Consider the following 21,694-nt stretch of genomic DNA (forward strand, 5'->3'; position numbering starts at 1 on the left):
CCTCGAGGGGCTAGGCGCTGCAGCTGGACAAGAAAAGCGGAGCCGACTGTTCTGGGGCGACAAGCATATGACAGGCTGGCAAAATGGCGTTTTTCAGCCATACAGTCGGACTGACATATGACCTCGAGCCCCAAGAAGGCAGAGCTGGAAAAGAAAAGCGGAAGCGCCTATTTAAATTTTATTTTAACTTTATCAAAAATCGTCTATAATGATTTGAGGGGAGGTGAACGAGTATGGCAGATGTATTAGATCGTGTAACGAAAATTATCGTAGATCGTCTTGGAGTAGAAGAATCTCAAGTTAACCTTGAAGCTTCTTTTAAAGAAGATCTTGGAGCCGATTCTCTAGACGTAGTTGAACTAGTAATGGAATTGGAAGATGAGTTCGATATGGAAATCTCTGACGATGATGCAGAAAAGATTGCTACAGTGGGTGACGCTGTGACTTACATAAACAGCAAAAACTAATCGTTAGAAGAATACAGGAGGTTGACTCAAACCAAAGTGTCAGGCCTAATATCAACAACATGTTGTTGATAAGGTCAGACCCTTTTGAGTCAGCCTCTTTCTTCTTTTGCGATTTTTTTTAATTTCGACTACACTGTGTGTGGATGCAAATTAGTTTGATTACTGGAGGAAATCAATGACAAAAACACATAGAGAATTCAAAAAGCCTTTCTCTAGAAGGGATCGGCAGTTTAAACAGCTTCAAGAAAAAATGAATATTGAGTTTCATAATGAAGAACTGTTAAAGCATGCTTTTACTCATTCATCCTATGTGAATGAGCATCGGAAAAAGCCATATGAAGATAATGAGCGCTTGGAATTTTTAGGGGATGCCGTCCTTGAATTAACGATCTCCCACTATTTGTTTAACAAATATCCCCTAATGTCAGAAGGTGATTTAACAAAACTTAGAGCAGCCATCGTTTGTGAGCCGTCACTTGTGATGTTTGCTAATGAATCCGACTTTGGAAAATATGTTCTTTTAGGTAAAGGAGAAGAACTAACTGGCGGACGTACGAGACCAGCTCTTTTAGCCGATGTATTTGAGGCATTTGTAGGCGCGCTTTTCTTGGATCAAGGTATGAATGCTGTCCTTTCTTTCCTGGAAAAGATCATTTTTCCAAAGATCGACTCCGGTGCTTTTTCTCATATGATGGATTATAAGAGCCAGCTGCAAGAGTTTGTGCAGCGCCAGACGAAAGGTTTGCTTGAATATAAGATTTTACAAGAGAAAGGTCCTGCTCACAGCAAAGAATTTGTTTCTCAAGTGTCATTGAACGGAGAAGTGCTTGGCAGCGGACAGGGAAAATCAAAAAAAGAAGCCGAGCAGCTGGCCGCTCAAAAGGCTTTAACAGCATTGAAACAACATACAGAATAGAAGGCAGGGGAAAGGAAGATGTTCCTAAAAAAATTAGAAATTGCTGGATTCAAATCATTTGCTGAACGGGTTTCTGTTGAGTTTGTTAATGGTGTAACGGCCGTGGTCGGGCCGAATGGATCAGGAAAGAGCAATATTACTGATGGGATACGCTGGGTACTCGGGGAGCAATCAGCAAAGAGCTTGCGCGGCGGGAAAATGGAGGATGTAATTTTTTCCGGCAGTGATAGCCGAAAGCCATCCAATGTGGCTGAAGTGACTTTGACGTTAAATAATGAATCGGAAACACTTCCTATTGAGTACAATGAAGTGTGTATAACGAGAAGAGTGTATCGTTCCGGTGATAGTGAGTACTTTATTAACAAAAGACCGTGCCGGTTAAAAGATATTGTCGATTTATTTATGGATTCGGGTCTTGGTAAAGAAGCCTTTTCCATTATTGGCCAGGGAAAAGTAGACGAAATTTTGAACAGTAAATCCGAGGAACGCCGTACAGTTTTTGAAGAAGCCGCTGGTGTATTGAAATATAAAAACCGTAAAAAGAAAGCGGAGAAGAAACTTGATGAAACACAGGAGAATCTTTTGCGTGTTCAAGATATTCTGCATGAGCTGGAAGGCCAGCTAGAGCCCTTACGCATACAAGCGTCTATTGCACGCGATTACCTTGAAAAAAAGGAAGAAATGACAGGCTATGACATTGCCGTGATCGTTTATGAAATTGACGAGCTACATGCTCAATGGGAAAAATTAAAGGCGAGCCACGACGAACACGATCGTGAAGAAGCCCGTCTTTTTTTAAGTCTGCAAAAAAAAGAAGCTGAAGCAGACGAGCTGCGTGGACAAATTACGGCTATTGACGAATCGGTAAATGATTTGCAGGCCGTACTTTTAGCTGCGAGTGAAGAACTTGAAAAGCTGGAAGGCCGTAAGCGTGTTTTACGGGAAAGACGAAAAAACGCCACCCAAAATGAAGGGCAGCTTGCTGAGAATTTGACAGAAATAAAAGAAAAACTACAGGCGCTTTCCATACAGGCAGATGAATTGAAGATCAAGTTGGGAAAGGATAAAAGAGAAGCTGCGGATTTGAAGCAGCTGCTGGCAGAGAAACAGGGGGAAATGGGACAGCTTTCCAAAAACCTCGAAGAAGAAATTGAGTCACTAAAATCAGACTACATTGAAAGTTTAAACGAGCAGGCATCCGCTAAAAATGATCAGCAGCATATAAAGCAGCAAATCGAACAGTTAGTACGCAGAAAAGAACGGCTCGATACGGAGAACGAAAAGCATCTTGCAGAACGGCGGGAAATTGAAGAGAAGAAGGCGGCAGCAGAGGCAGCCCTTGCTAATGAGCAAGAGCGTGTAGCAGCTCATACGGATATTTTGCGCCAAGAACAGCAAGTCTTGGAGACGATGAAAGCGAAGTATGAAAAGCAGGAATCAAATTTATATCAAGCGTATCAAATTCTTCAGGATGCTAAATCCCGTAAAGAGATGCTTGAATCTTTAGAAGAAGATTATTCAGGATTTTTTCAAGGGGTTAAGGAAGTGTTGAAAGCGAGAGATCGGAACCTGTCAGGAATTGAAGGGGCCGTTGCCGAAATGATTGATGTGCCTAAGAAGTATGAAACAGCCATTGAAGTCGCTCTTGGCAGCAGTATGCAGCATGTCATTACTGCCGACGAGCGGGCAGCCCGTGACGCGATTAATTATTTGAAGAAAAATAGATTTGGACGGGCAACGTTTTTACCTTTAACATCGATGAAAGAAAAAGCCTTCCCATCCTCACTTTCTGCACAGCTGGAAAATGACAGCCGCTTTATCGGCATTGCCTCTAGCCTCATTCAATTTTCGGATAAGTATCGATCAGCGGTCACCAATTTGCTTGGACACACTGTCATAGCGGCCAGCTTGGAAGGCGCAAATGAACTAGCTAAGCTAATGAACTATCGTTATCGGATTGTGACGCTGGATGGCGATGTTGTGAATCCAGGCGGTTCCATGACGGGAGGCGCTTTAAAACAAAAAGGAAGCTCGTTCATCAGCCGGAAAAATGAGTTGGAAACGTTAAAAGAAAAGCTCGCCGTGATGGAAGTAAAAACGTCAGCTGCAGAGCGGGAAGTAAAAAAATTAAAAGAAGACATTGCCTCAAAAGAAGCGCTCCTTGAAGAAATGCGAAACGACATAGAAACAATAAGAGTGAAAGAACAGGAGCGGAAGAACGAGCAGCTAGAATGGCAATTCTCCTATCAAACAATCAACAACCGTTTGTCTATTTATGATACAGAAAAGCGTGAGTTTGAAGAGGAACATGGGAGGCTGCAAAAGCTCTTTACAAACGCGGAAAATCGACTTGCCGGCAGCCAGCAGGAAATTACAGCACTTGATTTAAAAATCAAGAAATTAACGAAACAAAAGGCGCAAGAAAGTACATTGAAAGAAACGATCGTACAAGACATAAGTGAGCTAAAGGCCAAGCTGGCTGTAAAAAGCGAGCAATTAACAGCAGGGGCCGAGCGGCTTGAACAAGTGCTTGCAGAATTGACTGCTTCCCAGCGGAAATATACACAGTGGGAAGAAGACTTAAATTGGCTGCAAACAGAAATGTCGGCAAGCGGACAAGGAGAAGAAGAATTAGAGGAAACAGCGAGAAAGAAACGGCAGGACAAAGAAGATATTGCTCAACTCATTACGATGCGCAGAAGTGAACGAGCGGACAAACTCCAAAGGCTGGAAAACGATGAGAAGGAATTAAAGGAAATCAAACGGCTTCATAAAGCAATGAGTGAAGCCGTTCAAGATGAAGAAGTCAAAATTAATCGTTTAGACGTAGAGCTTGAAAATCGTCTTGAGCATTTAAGCAAAGAGTACACGTTGACGTATGAAGCGGCGAAAGAAAAATACCCGCTGCCTTTTCACATTGAAGAAGTACGGAAAAAACTTCACTTGATCAAACTGTCCATCAAGGAGCTTGGCAATGTAAATATTGGGGCAATCGAAGAGTACGAACGTCTATTTGAACGCTATACGTTCTTAGAAGAACAGCGGACGGATTTGCAGGAGGCAAAGGATACATTATTTCAAGTGATAGAGGAAATGGACGAAGAAATGACGAAGAGATTTAAAGAAACATTTCAGGCCGTAAGTATGCAATTTCTTCCTGTGTTTCAGGCGTTGTTTGGCGGCGGCAAAGCAGAATTGAAACTGACGGACCCCGAACATTTACTAACAACTGGAGTAGAAATTGTCGCCCAGCCGCCCGGCAAGAAATTGCAAAATTTAAGTCTGTTATCCGGCGGGGAACGGGCATTAACAGCCATCGCTCTATTATTTGCTATACTTAAAGTACGCCCTGTTCCGTTTTGTGTACTCGATGAAGTTGAAGCGGCATTAGATGAAGCTAATGTCTTCCGCTTCAGCCAATACTTAAAACGGTTTAGCCAAGATACCCAATTCATCGTCATCACCCACAGAAAAGGAACGATGGAAGAAGCGGACGTTCTCTACGGTATCACGATGCAGGAATCAGGGGTATCCAGACTAGTATCCGTCAAAATGGATGAAAGAAAAGCAGAAGCATCTGTATAGCCGCGACAAGCATAAGATGAAATGGCGCATTTAGCCATGCTGCCAGTTTAACTTATGACCTCGAGCAGCTGTCATAATAGATTCTTAAGTTTACAGGAGGAAAAAGATGAACTTTTTTAAGAAGTTAAAAGAAAAATTAACTGTTTCAACAGATCAGGCAACAGAAAAATTTAAATCAGGCTTGGCAAAAACACGAGATAACTTTTCCAACAAAGTAAATGATCTTGTTGCGCGCTACCGCAAGATTGACGAAGACTTCTTTGAAGAACTTGAGGAAATTCTGATCGGTGCAGACGTTGGATTCGATACAGTAATGGAACTCATTGAGCAATTGAAGCATGAAGTGAAGCGGCGCAATACGAAAGACCCGGCAGAAGTACGTGATATTATTACTGAAAAACTAGTAGCCATTTATCAGGGCGGTGAAGAATCCTCAAATGAACTAAATATTCAAGAAGAAGGACTGACTGTTATTCTCTTTGTCGGTGTCAATGGTGTTGGAAAAACAACGACAATCGGCAAGCTGGCTCATAAATTTAAGTCAGAAGGCAAAAAAGTGCTGCTGGCTGCGGGCGATACTTTCCGGGCCGGAGCGATTGAACAGCTGGAAGTTTGGGGAGAACGCACAGGCGTAGAGGTAATTAAACAAGGCGAAGGGTCTGATCCGGCTGCCGTAATGTACGACGCTGTTCAAGCAGCTAAATCCCGTCAAGTGGATATATTATTGTGCGACACAGCAGGCCGTCTTCAAAATAAGGTCAATTTAATGAAAGAATTGGAAAAAGTGAAGCGGGTCATTGAAAGAGAAATTCCGGGAGCTCCCCATGAAGTACTCATTGTCCTAGATGCGACAACAGGACAAAACGCTATGGTTCAAGCGAAAACATTTAAAGAAGCAACAGATGTAAGCGGAATTGTTCTGACAAAGCTTGATGGAACAGCTAAAGGGGGAATCGTGCTGGCTATTCGTAAAGAGCTCGAGATCCCTGTCAAATTTGTTGGTCTTGGCGAAAAAATGGATGATTTACAGCCGTTTGATGCTGAGAAATATGTGTATGGATTATTTTCTTCTGCATTTGAGGAACAGACAGATGAGGCAGAGAAAGACGAGGAATAGCAGTATTCCAAGCGTGCCAGATTTAACTATTTTAGTTTGAGATAGGATCTTTCTTAGGAGGTTGGTCGAATCGCCAGATTTACTGACCAGTTTTTAAAAATTACCCGCCATCCATCTTTGTCGAGGCAGAACAGATCTTCCGCTTTTGAGGTGTCTAGCTGCAGCGGCCAGCCTCTCGGTCATAAGGGAATCTGTTCAGAAGATTAAAGAACAACCTCCCAGTCGGCTCGTCTTATGCTTGTCGCTGATAAGCGGGCGCCATCCGCTTTTAGATGCGTAAAGATATTTTCTTGACATTGTTCTTGAAAATGGGTAGACTGTTTTAATGTAAAGGTTTTTAACTTAACAAGGGGGGCTGTCCATGCTTGAGAAGACGACAAGGATGAATTATTTGTATGACTTTTATCATTCATTGTTAACGGATAAGCAGCGCAGTTATATGTCCCTTTATTATTTGGATGATTTCTCCCTCGGTGAAATTGCGGAAGAATATGAAATAAGCCGTCAGGCGGTTTATGATAATATTAAACGCACAGAAGTGATGTTGGAGGAGTATGAAAGTAAGTTGTTGTTATTTAAGAAATTTCAAGAGCGCAGTCGTTTGTTGAAGGAGCTGAAATCCTGTACTTCTAATGAAGGGCTGTCTATTATTGAAACGCTTGAGAAATTAGATTAGGAGGCGGCACGATGGCATTTGAAGGATTAGCCGACCGACTGCAAAATACGATGCAAAAAATCCGCGGAAAAGGAAAAGTCACAGAGGCGGACGTCAAAGAAATGATGCGGGAAGTGCGTCTTGCCCTGCTTGAAGCGGATGTTAACTTTAAAGTCGTAAAAAGCTTCGTCAAAAAAGTTAGTGAACGCTCTGTCGGTCAAGAGGTTATGCAAAGCTTAACGCCTGGTCAGCAAGTCATTAAAGTCGTTAAAGAAGAATTAACGGAACTAATGGGCGGCGAACAGAGTCAGATCGCAGTGGCGAAACGTCCACCAACAGTGATTATGATGGTTGGTCTGCAAGGGGCCGGTAAAACGACTACTACAGGCAAGCTCGCTAATTTGCTGCGGAAGCGCTATAACCGCAAGCCGCTGCTTGTAGCCGCGGATATTTACCGCCCGGCAGCAATCAAGCAGCTAGAAACGCTCGGCAAGCAGCTGAGTATGCCTGTTTTTTCTTTAGGAGATCAAGTGAGTCCCGTGGAGATTGCCAAGCAGGCTATTGAAAAAGCGAAAGCCGATCATCATGATTATGTGTTAATTGATACAGCGGGCCGCCTTCATGTGGATGAAAACTTAATGGGCGAGCTAAAAGAAATTAAAGAGCTGGCGAGTCCAGATGAAATCTTTCTTGTCGTTGACGCTATGACCGGGCAGGATGCGGTCAACGTTGCACAAAGTTTTAATGATCAACTCGGTGTGACTGGTGTCGTTTTAACAAAGCTTGACGGAGATACGCGCGGCGGGGCAGCTTTGTCCATCCGTGCGGTGACAGAAAAGCCGATTAAGTTTGCCGGTATGGGTGAAAAGTTGGATGCACTAGAGCCATTTCATCCAGAACGGATGGCTTCGCGGATTCTTGGCATGGGAGACGTATTAACGCTAATTGAAAAGGCGCAAACAAACATCGATGAAGAGAAAGCGAAAGAGCTTGAACAAAAAATGCGGACGATGTCGTTCACATTTGATGACTTTCTTGATCAGCTTGGGCAAGTTCGGTCTATGGGTCCATTGGATGAGATTATTAAAATGCTTCCTGGAGCCAATAAAATTAAAGGCTTAACGAACGTTCAAGTAGATGAAAAACAAATTTCCCATGTCGAAGCGATTATCCAATCGATGACGGCTGAGGAAAAAAAACATCCAGAAATCATTAACTCTGGACGAAAAAAACGAATTGCCAAAGGAAGCGGAACATCAATTCAGGAAGTAAACCGCCTGCTTAAGCAATTTGAAGAAATGAAAAAAATGATGAAACAAATGTCCGGCATGCAGCAAAAAGGCAAGAAAAAAGGAATGCCGTTCAAATTCCCGTTTATGTAAAGAAAAGCGAAAGCGCCTGATCTGCCCCGACAAGCAAATGTTCTTCGCTCAAAGAAGTCGTCCTTTGACTTCATTGAGTGAAGGTTATTTGACCTCGAGGGGCAAGGCGCTCCAGCTGGACAGCAGAAAAGCGAAAGCGCCTGATCTGCTGTTGGATAAAATGTAAAGAAAAAAACCTTTACAAACAACCCTGTTATTTGTTATTATTCTATCTTGTGTAAAACTATTCGGAGGTGCTTTAAAAATGGCAGTAAAAATTCGTTTAAAACGCATGGGTTCTAAAAGATCCCCATTCTATCGTATTGTAGTAGCAGATTCTCGTTCTCCACGTGACGGACGTCAAATCGAAACAGTTGGAACGTACAATCCAGTTGTACAACCAGCTGAAGTGAAAATCGATGAAGAGCTTGCATTAAAATGGCTTCAAAATGGTGCGAAACCATCTGACACTGTTCGCAACCTATTCTCTAAACAAGGCATTATGGAAAAATTCCATAACGCTAAATACAGCAAATAAGAAAAGTAGGGAGGGATAACCTCCCTTTTTTCGTACGGATTTTTAAGTAGAAAAGCGAAAGCGCCTGATCTGCCCCGACAAGCAAATGTTCTTCACTCAAAGAAGTCGTTCTGTGACTTCATTGAGTGAGGGTTATTTGACCTCGAGGGGCAAGGCGGTGGAGCTGGATAGTAGAAAAGCGGAAGCGCCTAGACAACAGAATGAACTGATCATTTAAGGTTCCAAGGAGGCGGTGGCATGCAGATCTTGCGGACGGTGATTGTTAAGCAAATATTAACAGAGACGATGAAACAATCATTGTTTTCATCTTATCAGGATAAAAAAAGGCAGCTTGAAAAAGAATATGAGCAATTACGTTTTGAGTTAAAAAAAGCAGAAAGGCTGCAACAAAACAGCCGTCAACAAACTGTGAGCTTTTATGAAAAAGAAATGAAGCAGCGCCTGCAAAAGATAAAAAATGTTGATTTTCAACAAAGTCAGCTGGAGCTTTTACCTCTCGGCAGTGAACTGAAGGAAAAAGAGCTGCAGACACTTGTTGATATAAACGTTGGCGATCAGTGGGAAGAAGCAGAAAAAACAATTGTCATTAAAGATGGCATTGTTATTGAGATTCGTTAGAGGTGAATCAAAAGTGGAAAAATGGTTTAACGTAGGAAAAATTGTTAATACACACGGTCTTCGCGGTGAAGTCAGGGTCATTTCAAGAACAGACTTTCCTGATGAAAGGTATCAAATAGGGAATATGCTGTATTTGTTTATGCCTGGAGAGACGGAGGGCAAACCCGTTATTGTGGCATCGCATCGCACGCATAAATCATTTGATTTGCTAACATTTGAAGGATTTGAAGGGTTAAATACAGTCGAACCTCTAAAAGGCGGGCTGTTAAAAATAAAAGAATCCCAGCTTGGTGAATTGAGTGAAGGAGAATATTACTTTCACGAAATTATCGGCTGCCTCGTAAAGACGATTGACGGGGAAGAAGTCGGAAAAGTGACTGAAATTCTCACTCCAGGAGCAAATGATGTATGGGTTGTAAACGGAAAGTCTGGGAAGAGCCACTACATTCCGTACATTGAACAAGTCGTGAAAAAAGTGGATCCAGGAGAAAAACTTATTTTTATTGAACCGATGGAAGGGTTATTATCATGATGAAAATTGATATTCTTTCCCTTTTTCCTGAAATGTTTGAAGGTGTCCTTACCTCCTCTATGCTGAAAAAAGCGGTTGAAAAAGGAAAAGTAGAGTACAATGTCATCAATTTTCGGGATTTTGCAGAAGGAAAGCATAAGACTGTAGATGATTATCCATATGGCGGCGGAGCGGGGATGGTGCTGAAACCGCAGCCTGTTTTTGATGCGGTTGAAAAGGTAACAGCGTCTTCTCCATCGGCCCGCCCGCGTGTGATTTTACTGTGTCCGCAAGGAGAACGTTATTCGCAGAAAAAAGCAGAAGAATTATCCGCGGAACAACACTTAATTTTTATTTGTGGTCACTATGAGGGCTACGATGAGCGAATCCGGGAGCAGCTTGTCACAGATGAAATTTCGATCGGAGACTTTGTGCTGACAGGCGGCGAACTTGGAGCCATGGTCATTACAGATAGTGTGGTGCGTCTTCTGCCTGACGTGCTTGGAAATGAGAACTCTCCCATATTAGATTCTTTTTCATCAGGATTGCTTGAACATCCACAGTATACGAGACCGGCGGAGTTTCGTGGTTTAAAGGTTCCCGATGTTCTTCTTTCTGGCAATCATCGTTTAATAGATGAATGGCGGGATGAAAAGTCTTTAAGAAGGACGTGGGAGCGGCGCCCGGACCTGCTGGAGAACTATCCATTATCCGAACGGCAGCGCATCTGGGTGGAAAAGTGGGGAAAAGAACGGGACGCTTGATTTATTGATTTATATATGATAGAATTTTTTAGTGGTTTGCCGAAAAGGCTAAACCTCATTAAAACGGTGTTCCGCTGCAGCTTGATCAAGCTGTATTGAGCATCGGTTAGAAGGAGAGGAATATTGATGAACAAATTGATTCAAGAAATTACTAAGGAACAGCTTCGCACAGATCTTCCAGCTTTTCGTCCTGGAGATACAGTACGCGTACACGTTAAAGTTGTTGAGGGAACACGTGAGCGTATTCAGATCTTTGAAGGCGTTGTAATTAAACGCCGCGGAGGCGGAGTAAGCGAAACATTTACTGTCCGCAAAATTTCTTATGGCGTAGGTGTTGAGCGTACATTCCCGCTTCATACACCGAAAATTGCTCAAATCGAAGTAACTCGCCGCGGTAAAGTTCGTCGTGCGAAACTTTACTACTTGCGTAACCTTCGTGGTAAAGCAGCTCGTATTAAAGAAATTCGATAATGATAGACGATTTGTGAAAGGAGCTTGGGGACAAGCTCCTTTTTCAAATGAATGGAGAAGTAAATGTCTCAATCTAGCATAAGCTGCCTTTCTGCTTAGGTCCGAGCCACCCCTTCTAGAAAGGTTAGATACAACTTTCTATGAGGCCTGTCTTATGCGTTTAGGATGAATAAGGTGCTTGTGCTTTTCTCATAGCTAATCAAAATGATATGATACATACATACTAAATGAGGTGGTGGCAAACGTGGCAAAGGAAAAAAATGAGTTTTGGGAATGGACAAAGGCTTTTTTGATCGCAATCGGACTCGCAGCAATTATTCGATACTTTATTATTGCGCCGATTGTCGTAGATGGAGAATCAATGATGCCGACGTTAAATGACGGTGATTGGATGATTGTTAATAAGATTGGTGAAACGAAACGCTTTGATATTGTCGTGTTTCATGCCCCTGAACATAAGGATTATATTAAACGTGTAATTGGTCTTCCCGGGGATAAAGTAGAGTATAAAGATGATAAATTATATATTAATGGAAAGTATTATGAGGAGCCTTATTTGGAGGAGTATAAAAAACAAGAAAACGGGCCTCTGACTCCTGATTTTACACTGAAAGAAATTACAGGAAGAGAAACGGTGCCGGAGGGAGAAATTTTTGTACTTGGCGATAACCGTTTGTTTAGTAAAGACAGTCGTCATATCGGCACAATTAGAATAGATGAGGTAGTGGGGGATACAGGTGTTGTTTTCTGGCCATTAAATAAGATAAGGCTAGTAGATTAAACGGACCCCCAGATGGAACGGAGGTGAAACCTATGACGATTCAATGGTTTCCAGGTCATATGGCCAAAGCACGAAGAGAAGTCACAGAAAAATTAAAGTTAGTTGATATTATTTTTGAATTAGTCGATGCCCGCCTGCCGATTTCTTCAAGAAATCCGATGATTGATGAAATTATTCAGCAGAAGCCAAGACTCGTGCTTCTAAATAAAGCAGATATGGCTGATCCCGTCATCACGAATCGCTGGCTGGCTTATTTCAAGCAGGAAGGAATCCCTGCCTTAGCGATCAATTCCCATGCAGGAAACGGTCTAGCAGCTATTCAAAAAGCGGCAAAAGAAATATTGAAAGAGAAATTTGACCGAATGAAATCCCGGGGGATCAAGCCGAGGGCTATCCGTGCAATGATCGTTGGTATTCCGAATGTTGGAAAATCAACGTTAATTAATCGGTTAGCGAAAAGGAATATTGCTAAAACGGGCAACATGCCAGGTGTAACGAAAGCTCAGCAATGGATCAAAGCAGGAAAAGAAATAGAGCTGCTTGATACACCCGGCATTCTTTGGCCGAAATTTGAGGATGAAGACACGGGCTTTAAACTCGCCTTAACAGGAGCCATTAAAGATGCGATTCTCAACCTGCAAGATGTGGCAGTGTTTGCTCTCCGCTTTTTAGAAGCATACTATCCAGAGCGCTTAAGAGAAAGATATGAACTCGACGAAATCCCAGAGGATATCTTGGATCTCTTTAACCATATCGGCAGGCTCCGCGGCTGCTACGCTGGGCGTGCCGAAATTGACTACGACAAAACAACCGATCTGATCATCCGTGACGTACGGGGAGAAAGACTAGGAAAGCTGACATTGGACTTTCCAGAAGAACAAATACAATAACTAATGAAGAGGCTGATTCAAAAGGTCGTTAAAAACGACTTTTTAGGGTCAGTCTTTCTTTAGATTTTTTTGACAACGTTCAAACGATTATTTTGCATTGAGTTGATTGTAGCGGGAAATGTGAAGACTTCTGTAGGGAAAACGAACAGGTAAATCCCCGCAGAAAGCAGAGCACCTGGAACAGGAATCAACGGGCAAGTTTAAACAAAACGGAAGGGTCTCAAAAGTTATACTTTTGGGACACCCTATTTATTTTATCCAAAAAAGGACGATATAAGAAAAAAGCGGAAGTGCAAGTCCTGTTTTTTATAAAAACAAAATGTGCAAAATTCAAAATTAAACCTCTAATCATTAATCCATAACAAATGAAAGGATACAGCGATGACTCAGTCAGTAACAGATATTAAAAAGCAAATAAGAGAAGTTCAATTAGAAAGTGATCCCCGGTTCCAAGAGTGGCTCAAAGACCCGCGTAAAGGTGTCCAGCAGGCGATTGAGCAATGGTACCGTCTGCAAAAGAAACGTGAGGAGGAGCGTTTGAATTATGAGCAGATGCTTATATTTGAACGTCAATTGCTGGAACAGGGGGTAACATCCACAGCAGGGATTGACGAAGTGGGCAGAGGGCCGCTTGCTGGTCCGGTTGTGGCTGCTGCAGTCGTTCTGCCCCAGGGTCTTGACCTGATAGGAATCAATGATTCAAAGAAACTCAGTCAAGTAAAAAAAGAGTACTTTTATAAAGAAATAATGGAGAAGGCAGACATAGGAATTGGCATTGTAGATGCTTCAAAAATAGATGAAGTAAATATATATGAGGCAACGAAAAAAGCGATGATATCTGCTATTAGTCAACTTAGGCAGACACCGGAACACTTATTAATTGATGCTATGAAATTAACGGTAGACATACCCCAGACATCTATCGTAAAAGGAGATGAAAAAAGTGTGTCTATCGCTGCGGCATCCATCGTAGCAAAAGTAACGAGAGATCGATTAATGAGTGAATATGCCCTTCTTTATCCATCGTATGGGTTTGAAAAAAATATGGGATATGGCACAAAAGAGCATTTAGCAGGTCTTGAGCTTCACGGTCCCTGTGCCATTCATCGACGCAGTTTTTCACCTATAAAGGAAATGGTTTAACAGCAGAAAAATAACGGAGGTGAATACAGTGTTTATCCAACAAGCTGCTCTTTCACAAGGCCTTCTTGGAAAAGAAAGAGTGACACAAATGCGGGAAGGAGAGGTGTTTCCAGCTAAAGTGGTGAAAATGCTGCCGAATGGAATGGCTGAACTGTCAACGGGAACAACCACAATGATTGCGAAATTAGAAGTGCCCCTCCAGTCAGGAGAAAGATATTGGTTTCGCGTCGTGTCGAACGCCGAACAGCTGCAATTGAACGTTGTGACATCGCCGGCAGCTGCAAAGGGAGATGTGTCAACGATGGCCCGGAGTTTATTGCTACAGCTATCTTTGCCGCTGACAGAAGAAAATAGAGCGTTCGTGGAAATGATGATGAAAGAAAATCGGCCTTTATCAAAGGAGGCGATTGTGAAGGCTGCAGAGTGGCTTGCAAAGGGATCAGTCACAGAAGGAATACAAGTGATCAAAATGATGGCTGAGCGCTCTCTTCCGCTGACGAAGGATGTATTTCAATCATTAATGACAGCGCAATCTCCAGCGACCATCAGTAAATTAACAGAAGGGTTAATAAATCAGCTTCACCAGTTGAAGCAGCCTTCAGATTCGGCAAATACGCTCTTAAAACTATTAAAAGAATGGCAAAGCCCTCTTGAAAAGCATACGGTTCAAAGAGTGCTTTCTGCCGTGATGGATCAGTTATTATTTTCAGAAAAGACCGCAGCTGCAAGAACACCAGCCGTTGATCTAGTTAAATCGTGGGGGATGATTCCGGAAAAGGCAGAAAGCATAGATGATATGCTCGTTGAAATGATGCGCCAGTGGAAGAAAGAAGGGGGGCAGCCGCCTGATATAAAGGGACAAATGCGTACTGAAAGCGGATCAATGTCTTTAAAAGAAGTGATCAGCCAGTTCATTCATCAGCCGTCCGGAAAAGAGCCCCAGCAGCGATTAGAGAACGCTCTAATGCAAAGTACCCGAACGGCCGACAAGGGTGTGAGCCAGTCGTTGACAGAAGAAATCAAGCAACTAATGGCTGGGCTAAAAGATGTAAAAGCGACAAATGAACAATTAGCAGCTATTTTCAAAACTGCTGCGAAAGTGAGCATTCACCAAGAGCAGCCGCAGGAGGCCATCCGGCAGCTAGCATCGCTTTTTAACAAGGAAGCGGATGAATTGATGAATGCGGTTAAAAATGAAGGGGCAAAGATTCATTCTTCAGCTATTATTACATCACTTACAGGAAAAGAAATTCTTTTTCAGAAAGTTGCATTTGCTGTAGAAAACGATATGCGGCTTCATTTGTCTGCCAAAGAGGCACATGCATTCATTAAAGATACGTTTCAACTTCTTGGGGTTGATTTAGAAGGACTTCTTCAGGCTGGGAAGGCTGAACAAGCGGAACTAGAAAGCATGCTTAAGCCCCAGCTTCTGCGCCTGCTCAGCGAAAATATACCTATCCAAGTAAGAGAGCTTGCGGAACAGCTGATTGGGCGGATGAATGTCCAGCAGCTGCTTTCTGCCGAGCAGGGGCCGCTGCAGCAGCTAGTCATGCAAGTGCCGGTCAATTTGTTCGGTTTTCATACGGAATTGACGCTGCAATGGTCAGGAAAAAGAACAGCCAGCGGCAAACTGGATGCGGATTACTGTCGAGTGTTGTTTTATTTAAATTTGGAACAGCTTAAAGAAACGGTTATTGATATGCAAGTGCAAAATCGGATTATACAGCTGCAAGTATTTAATGAAACCCCCGGATTGAAAGCGATGGCCGAGGCCCTTATACCGGCATTAAAAGCAGGAATAGAGGAAAAGGGCTATCAATTGTCGAGCGTCCAATTTAAACAGCCAAAAAAGGATGCACAGCTTCCGCTCGTTCAGGTAATGAAAGCATTGCCGTATGAAGGAGTAGATATTCGGATATGAACAAAGAGATAAAGAGAAAGCAGGCGGCGGCTCTTTCTTACCGGCCGGATAAAAGTCAAGCCCCTGCGTTGATCGCTAAAGGAAAAGGGAAAATAGCGGAGAACATTCTTGAAAAAGCGAAGGAACACAATATCCCTATTCAGGAAGACCCAAGCCTCGTCGAACTATTAGGCAAGCTGGAAATTAACGAATCGATTCCTGAAGAACTTTATCAAGTGGTAGCAGAAGTATTTGCGTTTATTTACCGTCTGGATCAACAAAAAAATAAATGAATGATGTGAACAATTCAGGGGAAGGGTAATAAATAGCAGGGACTGTGAAAGAATATCCATTTTTAGCAAAAAAAAGAGCTTTGAACATGTAAACAAGGAATCATGGTCATAAAAGAGACGAACAATAACAAATTTATGTTCAACATCTAGACAGGCATACCGAGTTTATATACAATGGTAACGCAGTCCACTTTTTTGAGATTGATAGGAGGATGGAGTATGAATATCCATGAGTATCAAGGGAAAGAAATCCTCAGAAATTATGGGGTAGCCGTTCCAAACGGTAAAGTTGCTTTTTCTGTAGAAGAAGCAGTGGAAGCAGCGAAACAACTTAGCACGGAAGTTTGCGTTGTTAAAGCGCAAATTCATGCAGGCGGCCGCGGAAAAGCGGGCGGAGTTAAAGTTGCGAAAAATATTGATGAAGTGCGTACATATGCTGAAGAAATTTTAGGTAAGACGCTCGTCACACATCAAACGGGTCCAGAAGGTAAAGAAGTGAAGCGTTTGCTGATCGAAGAAGGCTGCGATATTCAAAAAGAATATTATGTTGGTCTTGTTCTTGACCGTGCAACTTCTCAAGTCGTATTAATGGCTTCCGAAGAAGGCGGAACAGAAATTGAAGAAGTAGCGGAAGCAACTCCGGAGAAAATTTTCAAAGAATACATTGATCCGGTAACTGGCTTAATGCCATACCAAGCACGCCGCATCGCTTTCAATATCAACATTCCAGCTAACCTTGTCAACAAAGCGGTAAAATTCATGATGGGTCTTTACACAGCGTTTATTGACAAAGACGCTTCTATTGCTGAAATCAACCCATTAGTTGTTACGGGTGACGGAAATGTTATGGCACTTGATGCGAAAATCAACTTTGATTCTAACGCATTATACCGCCATAAAGATATTGTAGAATATCGCGATCTAGAAGAAGAAGATCCAAAAGAAATCGAAGCATCCAAATATGACTTAAGCTATATCTCCCTTGATGGCAACATTGGCTGTATGGTTAATGGGGCAGGCCTTGCTATGGCTACAATGGACATCATCAAACATTATGGCGGCGATCCAGCGAACTTCCTTGATGTTGGGGGCGGCGCGACAGCTGAAAAAGTAACAGAAGCATTTAAAATTATCCTTTCTGACAAAAATGTTAAAGGAATCTTCGTTAACATTTTTGGTGGAATTATGAAATGTGACGTTATTGCAACTGGTGTAGTAGAAGCAGCGAAACAAGTCGGTTTATCTGTACCGCTCGTTGTTCGTTTAGAAGGAACAAACGTTGACTTAGGTAAGAAAATCTTAAATGAATCCGACATTCAAATTGTTGCAGCTGAGTCCATGGCTGACGGCGCACAAAAAATCGTTGAGCTTGTAGGCAAATAATTTTAGAGTTGACCAGAGAAAGGCAGGTATAGTCATGAGTGTATTTGTTAATAAAGACACAAAAGTAATCGTTCAAGGTATTACTGGTTCTACCGCTTTATTCCATACAAAACAAATGCTTGAATATGGCACACAAATCGTTGGCGGGGTAACACCTGGAAAAGGCGGAACAGAGGTAGAAGGCGTTCCGGTATTCAACACAGTAGAAGAAGCGGTAAAAGCGACAGGCGCGAACGCTTCTGTCATTTACGTTCCAGCTCCATTCGCAGCAGATGCAATCACTGAGGCAGTAGATGCAGAATTGGATCTTGTTATTTGTATTACTGAACACATTCCAGTATTGGATATGGTAAAAGTAAAACGTTATATGCAAGGCAAGAAAACTCGTCTAGTTGGGCCAAACTGCCCAGGTGTGATCACACCTGGTGAATGTAAAATCGGTATTATGCCTGGTTACATTCATACAAAAGGCCATGTCGGTGTTGTTTCCCGTTCTGGTACATTAACATATGAAGCAGTACACCAATTGTCACAAGCAGGTATCGGCCAATCAACAGCTGTTGGTATCGGTGGAGACCCAGTAAACGGTACAGACTTTATTGATGTGTTAAAAGCATTCAATGAAGACCCAGAAACAAAAGCTGTCATTATGATCGGTGAAATTGGCGGAACAGCTGAAGAAGAAGCTGCTCTTTGGGTAAAAGAAAATATGACGAAGCCAGTCGTAGGCTTCATCGGCGGCCGTACGGCTCCTCCAGGAAAACGCATGGGCCATGCTGGTGCGATCATTTCTGGCGGAAAAGGAACAGCTGACGAAAAAATCCGTGTTATGAACGAATGCGGTATTAAAGTAGCTGAAACTCCATCTGTTATGGGTGAAACATTGATCGAAGTGATCAAAGAAAAAGGCATTTACGAAGAGTGTAAAACTCATTAATTTATGTAAATAATTAAAAGGCTGTCTCCAAAGCAAAGAAACAGACGCTTGGGGGACAGCCTTTCTCATAAAAAGGGGGCGTTTAAACTGGATGAATTAACAGAAAAAATCATCCGTCTGCAGCATTGCCGAGGGCTTGGCTGGAAAGCTATCTACTTGCTTTTAAAGCAGGAGCCTGACTTGAAAAACCTCTATCAATATTCCGCATCCTATATCTCCAGCGTACTTGCTATTCCTTCTTCCCGCTCCATTCCGATTGTTGAACAACTCGCTGCAAGCCTGACCCAGCCTTTATTAAGAAAATATAGAGATCAGGGGATTTCTGTGATTCCCATTTATAGCTCATTTTACCCGCCACTGTTAAAAACACTGCCGCAGCCTCCGTGGGTTCTTTATGCATCAGGCAGCACCGCCATGCTTGCTGATGATAGGAAGCTTGCGATTGTTGGAGCCCGGGATGCTGATGAATATGGGCGTAAAGTCATTCAATTGTTGATGCCGCTGCTTGTTGAAAACGACTGTGTCATTGTCAGTGGATTGGCAAAAGGGGTGGATGCTTTTGCACATGAGGAGGCATTATATAAAGGAGGGAAAACGATCGCTGTAATAGCTGGCGGATTTCATCATTTTTACCCCAGAGAAAATATTCCTTTAGCGAAAAAAATTTTACAGTCAGGTCTGATTTTGTCGGAATATCCGCCAGAAGTGAAACCGGAGAAATGGCACTTTCCTGCTAGAAACCGCATCATTAGCGGCTTAGCCCTTGGTACCGTAGTCGTACAGGCTGGTAAAAAAAGCGGCTCGTTAATTACTGCTCATTATGCATTGGAGCAAGGGCGGGAAGTATTTTGTGTGCCTGGAAGAATAGATGATCCGCTGTCTGCTGGGACGAATGAATTAATCAGCGACGGGGCAAAATTGGTGCAGACGAGTGCAGACATATTGTCAGAAATTATCAAAAAATAAGCAGAAACCCTAGAAGGAAAAGGTCAGTTTTTTATGGTGATCTTTCTGTTATTTTTCCTTCTTTTATAAAAAAAGGTTGCTTTTATTTGTAAACTGTATTAAATTTTGCAAAAGAATCAATCCTTTAAAAAAGTAAAATATATAACCGGATAGAGAAAAACAAATAGAAAAACATATGTGTATTTGATTGACAACTGTCATCAAACCGGCTAATAATGTTTGTTACATCTATTTATTTTTACCTCTAGGGGGAGGTTTATACATGTCAGAGTACTTAGTAATAGTAGAGTCCCCTGCAAAAGCGAAAACCATTGAGCGTTATTTGGGGAAGAAGTATAAAGTAAAAGCATCCATGGGCCATGTGCGCGATTTACCAAAAAGTCAAATGGGTGTTGATATAGACAATAAATACGAACCAAGATACATTACGATCCGCGGAAAAGGACCTGTGCTGAAAGAGTTAAAGGCAGCTGCTAAGAAAGCGAAAAAGATCTATCTCGCAGCTGACCCCGATAGAGAAGGAGAAGCCATTGCGTGGCATCTGGCACATAGTCTGGATCTAGACACGACATCAGATTGCCGTGTCGTCTTTAATGAAATTACGAAAGATGCGATTAAAGAATCATTTAAGCATCCAAGGCCGATTAATATGGATCTTGTTGATGCTCAGCAAGCCCGCCGTATTCTTGATAGACTCGTCGGCTATAATATTAGCCCGCTGCTCTGGAAGAAAGTGAAGAAAGGATTAAGCGCCGGCCGTGTTCAATCCGTTGCCTTACGCCTGATCATCGATAGAGAGAAAGAAATTGGCAAATTCATTCCAGAAGAGTACTGGACGATTGATGCGCAGTTTTTAAAAGAGACAAGTTCATTTTCCGCGTCTTTTTACGGGAAAAATGGAAAGAAAGTCGCATTGAAATCAGAAGAAGAAGTAAAAGAGATTCTTGCAGCGATCAAAGGAAATGAATTTGAACTTGCTAGTGTCACAAAGAAAGAGCGGAAGAGAAATCCGGCACCGCCGTTTACTACATCATCTCTTCAGCAGGAAGCAGCCCGTAAGCTAAACTTCAGAGCCAAGAAAACAATGATGCTTGCCCAACAATTATACGAAGGGATTGATTTAGGCAAGGAAGGCACAGTCGGATTAATTACGTACATGAGAACAGATTCCACGAGAATTTCAGAAATCGCCCAAAAAGAAGCGTACGAATTCATTGAATCTACCCATGGCAAAGAATACACGAAACAAGTAGAAGAAAAGAAAGAGAAAAAAGAAAAAAAACCGTCTAACGCCCAAGATGCACATGAAGCGATCCGTCCAACGAGTGTGTGGAAGGAACCTAGTGCATTAAAAGAATTTTTGTCGCGTGATCAGTTAAGGCTGTATAAGCTCATATGGGAACGTTTTCTTGCCAGTCAGATGTCATCAGCTGTTATGGATACAGTCAGTGCTGACCTTGTGAATGGAGAGATTACTTTTCGGGCAACTGGTTCGAAAGTCAAATTCCAAGGATTTATGAAAGTGTATGTAGAAGGATCAGACGATGGTCAGGAAGAGAAAGAAAAACAGCTTCCTAACCTTGAACAAGGGGACAAAGTAACGTCCGAAACGATTGATCCAAAACAGCACTTTACTCAGCCGCCTCCCCGCTATACAGAAGCGAGGCTCGTTAAAACCCTTGAAGAGCTTGGTATCGGCCGACCTTCCACGTTTGCTCCTACACTGGATACGATTCAAAAACGGGGGTATGTCGCTTTAGATAATAAACGATTTGTACCGACAGAACTTGGTGAAATTGTCCATGAACTAATGGCAGAATTCTTTTCAGATATTATTGATGTGGAATTCACAGCGAAAATGGAGAAAGACTTGGACAACGTAGAAGATGGACAAGTGGAGTGGGCAGAAGTCATCGATGGATTCTACCAAGGCTTCGCGCAGCATTTAGTGAAAGCAGAAGCAGAAATGGAAAAAGTAGAGATCAAAGATGAACCTGCAGGCGAGGATTGTGAAAGCTGTGGCCATCCAATGGTATTCAAAATGGGCCGGTACGGTAAATTCATGGCTTGCAGCAATTTCCCTGACTGCCGAAATACAAAAGCAATTGTGAAAGAAATCGGTGTGAAATGTCCGAAGTGTAACGAAGGAAATATAATAGAAAGAAAAAGTAAAAAGAAGCGGATCTTTTACGGATGTGACCGTTTTCCAGAGTGTGATTTCCTATCGTGGGATAAGCCGATTGAGCGGAAGTGTCCGAAATGTGAACAGATGCTCGTTGAGAAAAAGTTGAAAAAAGGTGTGCAAATTCAATGCACAGCGTGTGACTATAAAGAAGAAACGCAAGTCTAAAAGCGGGATGTTCCCGCTTTTTTTATTTGTTTTCGTATATAATGCTTT

20 protein-coding genes are annotated in these 21,694 nt (G+C 42.4%); all 20 read left to right on the plus strand.

From position 1 onward, the window contains the following. Positions 1-233: 233 nt before the first annotated feature. The 20 genes from QYG89_RS04625 to topA all read left to right on the plus strand — a co-directional run bounded on the left by QYG89_RS04625 (position 234) and on the right by topA (position 21,646). On the plus strand, positions 234-467 hold the full coding sequence (locus QYG89_RS04625) for an acyl carrier protein (RefSeq protein ID WP_404315047.1): 234 nt from the start codon (positions 234-236) through the stop codon (positions 465-467). A 175-nt stretch (positions 468-642) separates the two neighbouring features. Further along, the gene (gene rnc, locus QYG89_RS04630; RefSeq protein ID WP_404315050.1) at positions 643-1,383 is read left to right on the plus strand and encodes a ribonuclease III; all 741 of its coding nucleotides are present in this window, start codon (positions 643-645) and stop codon (positions 1,381-1,383) included. Between the two features lie 18 nt (positions 1,384-1,401). Then, positions 1,402-4,968, plus strand: a complete 3,567-nt coding sequence (smc, locus tag QYG89_RS04635) for a chromosome segregation protein SMC (RefSeq protein WP_404315052.1) — start codon at positions 1,402-1,404, stop codon at positions 4,966-4,968. A 106-nt stretch (positions 4,969-5,074) separates the two neighbouring features. Then, on the plus strand, positions 5,075-6,085 hold the full coding sequence (gene ftsY / locus QYG89_RS04640) for a signal recognition particle-docking protein FtsY (RefSeq protein WP_404315054.1): 1,011 nt from the start codon (positions 5,075-5,077) through the stop codon (positions 6,083-6,085). A gap of 361 nt (positions 6,086-6,446) precedes the next feature. Beyond that, a complete protein-coding gene (locus tag QYG89_RS04645; RefSeq protein ID WP_404315056.1) occupies positions 6,447-6,761 on the plus strand; it encodes a putative DNA-binding protein in 315 nt (104 codons plus the stop codon). Positions 6,762-6,772: 11 nt separating this feature from the next. Further along, positions 6,773-8,122, plus strand: a complete 1,350-nt coding sequence (gene ffh / locus QYG89_RS04650; RefSeq protein ID WP_404315058.1) for a signal recognition particle protein — start codon at positions 6,773-6,775, stop codon at positions 8,120-8,122. Positions 8,123-8,366: 244 nt separating this feature from the next. Continuing rightward, positions 8,367-8,639: a 30S ribosomal protein S16 gene (gene rpsP, locus QYG89_RS04655; protein ID WP_404315060.1), complete on the plus strand. Its 273-nt coding sequence runs from the start codon at positions 8,367-8,369 to the stop codon at positions 8,637-8,639. Positions 8,640-8,876: 237 nt separating this feature from the next. Then, a complete protein-coding gene (locus QYG89_RS04660; protein WP_404315062.1) occupies positions 8,877-9,257 on the plus strand; it encodes a YlqD family protein in 381 nt (126 codons plus the stop codon). Positions 9,258-9,270: 13 nt separating this feature from the next. Continuing rightward, a complete protein-coding gene (gene rimM / locus QYG89_RS04665; protein ID WP_404315064.1) occupies positions 9,271-9,789 on the plus strand; it encodes a ribosome maturation factor RimM in 519 nt (172 codons plus the stop codon). Beyond that, on the plus strand, positions 9,789-10,532 hold the full coding sequence (gene trmD / locus QYG89_RS04670) for a tRNA (guanosine(37)-N1)-methyltransferase TrmD (protein WP_404315630.1): 744 nt from the start codon (positions 9,789-9,791) through the stop codon (positions 10,530-10,532). The genes rimM and trmD overlap by 1 nt, the downstream gene beginning before the upstream one ends. Before the next feature lie 126 nt (positions 10,533-10,658). Then, on the plus strand, positions 10,659-11,003 hold the full coding sequence (rplS, locus tag QYG89_RS04675; protein WP_404315066.1) for a 50S ribosomal protein L19: 345 nt from the start codon (positions 10,659-10,661) through the stop codon (positions 11,001-11,003). 244 nt (positions 11,004-11,247) lie between these two features. Next, a complete protein-coding gene (gene lepB, locus QYG89_RS04680) occupies positions 11,248-11,784 on the plus strand; it encodes a signal peptidase I (protein ID WP_404315068.1) in 537 nt (178 codons plus the stop codon). A gap of 32 nt (positions 11,785-11,816) precedes the next feature. Then, a complete protein-coding gene (gene ylqF / locus QYG89_RS04685) occupies positions 11,817-12,674 on the plus strand; it encodes a ribosome biogenesis GTPase YlqF (protein WP_404315070.1) in 858 nt (285 codons plus the stop codon). A gap of 381 nt (positions 12,675-13,055) precedes the next feature. Then, positions 13,056-13,817 (plus strand): ribonuclease HII, encoded by a 762-nt coding sequence (locus QYG89_RS04690; RefSeq protein WP_404315072.1) that lies wholly within the window; start codon positions 13,056-13,058, stop codon positions 13,815-13,817. Positions 13,818-13,845: 28 nt separating this feature from the next. Further along, positions 13,846-15,738, plus strand: a complete 1,893-nt coding sequence (locus tag QYG89_RS04695) for a hypothetical protein (RefSeq protein WP_404315074.1) — start codon at positions 13,846-13,848, stop codon at positions 15,736-15,738. Further along, a complete protein-coding gene (locus QYG89_RS04700) occupies positions 15,735-16,010 on the plus strand; it encodes an EscU/YscU/HrcU family type III secretion system export apparatus switch protein (RefSeq protein WP_404315076.1) in 276 nt (91 codons plus the stop codon). Before QYG89_RS04695 ends, QYG89_RS04700 begins: the two co-directional genes overlap by 4 nt. A 219-nt stretch (positions 16,011-16,229) precedes the next feature. Further along, positions 16,230-17,393 (plus strand): ADP-forming succinate--CoA ligase subunit beta, encoded by a 1,164-nt coding sequence (gene sucC, locus QYG89_RS04705; RefSeq protein WP_404315078.1) that lies wholly within the window; start codon positions 16,230-16,232, stop codon positions 17,391-17,393. A 34-nt stretch (positions 17,394-17,427) separates the two neighbouring features. Then, positions 17,428-18,330, plus strand: a complete 903-nt coding sequence (gene sucD, locus QYG89_RS04710) for a succinate--CoA ligase subunit alpha (protein ID WP_404315080.1) — start codon at positions 17,428-17,430, stop codon at positions 18,328-18,330. 48 nt (positions 18,331-18,378) lie between these two features. Further along, positions 18,379-19,296, plus strand: coding sequence for a DNA-processing protein DprA (dprA, locus tag QYG89_RS04715; RefSeq protein ID WP_404315082.1), 918 nt, complete (start codon positions 18,379-18,381; stop codon positions 19,294-19,296). Positions 19,297-19,558: 262 nt separating this feature from the next. Then, positions 19,559-21,646: a type I DNA topoisomerase gene (gene topA / locus QYG89_RS04720; RefSeq protein ID WP_404315084.1), complete on the plus strand. Its 2,088-nt coding sequence runs from the start codon at positions 19,559-19,561 to the stop codon at positions 21,644-21,646. Positions 21,647-21,694 lie beyond the last annotated feature (48 nt).

Source organism: Bacillus lumedeiriae (assembly GCF_044891285.1).
Lineage (GTDB): Bacteria > Bacillota > Bacilli > Bacillales > Domibacillaceae > Pseudobacillus > Pseudobacillus lumedeiriae.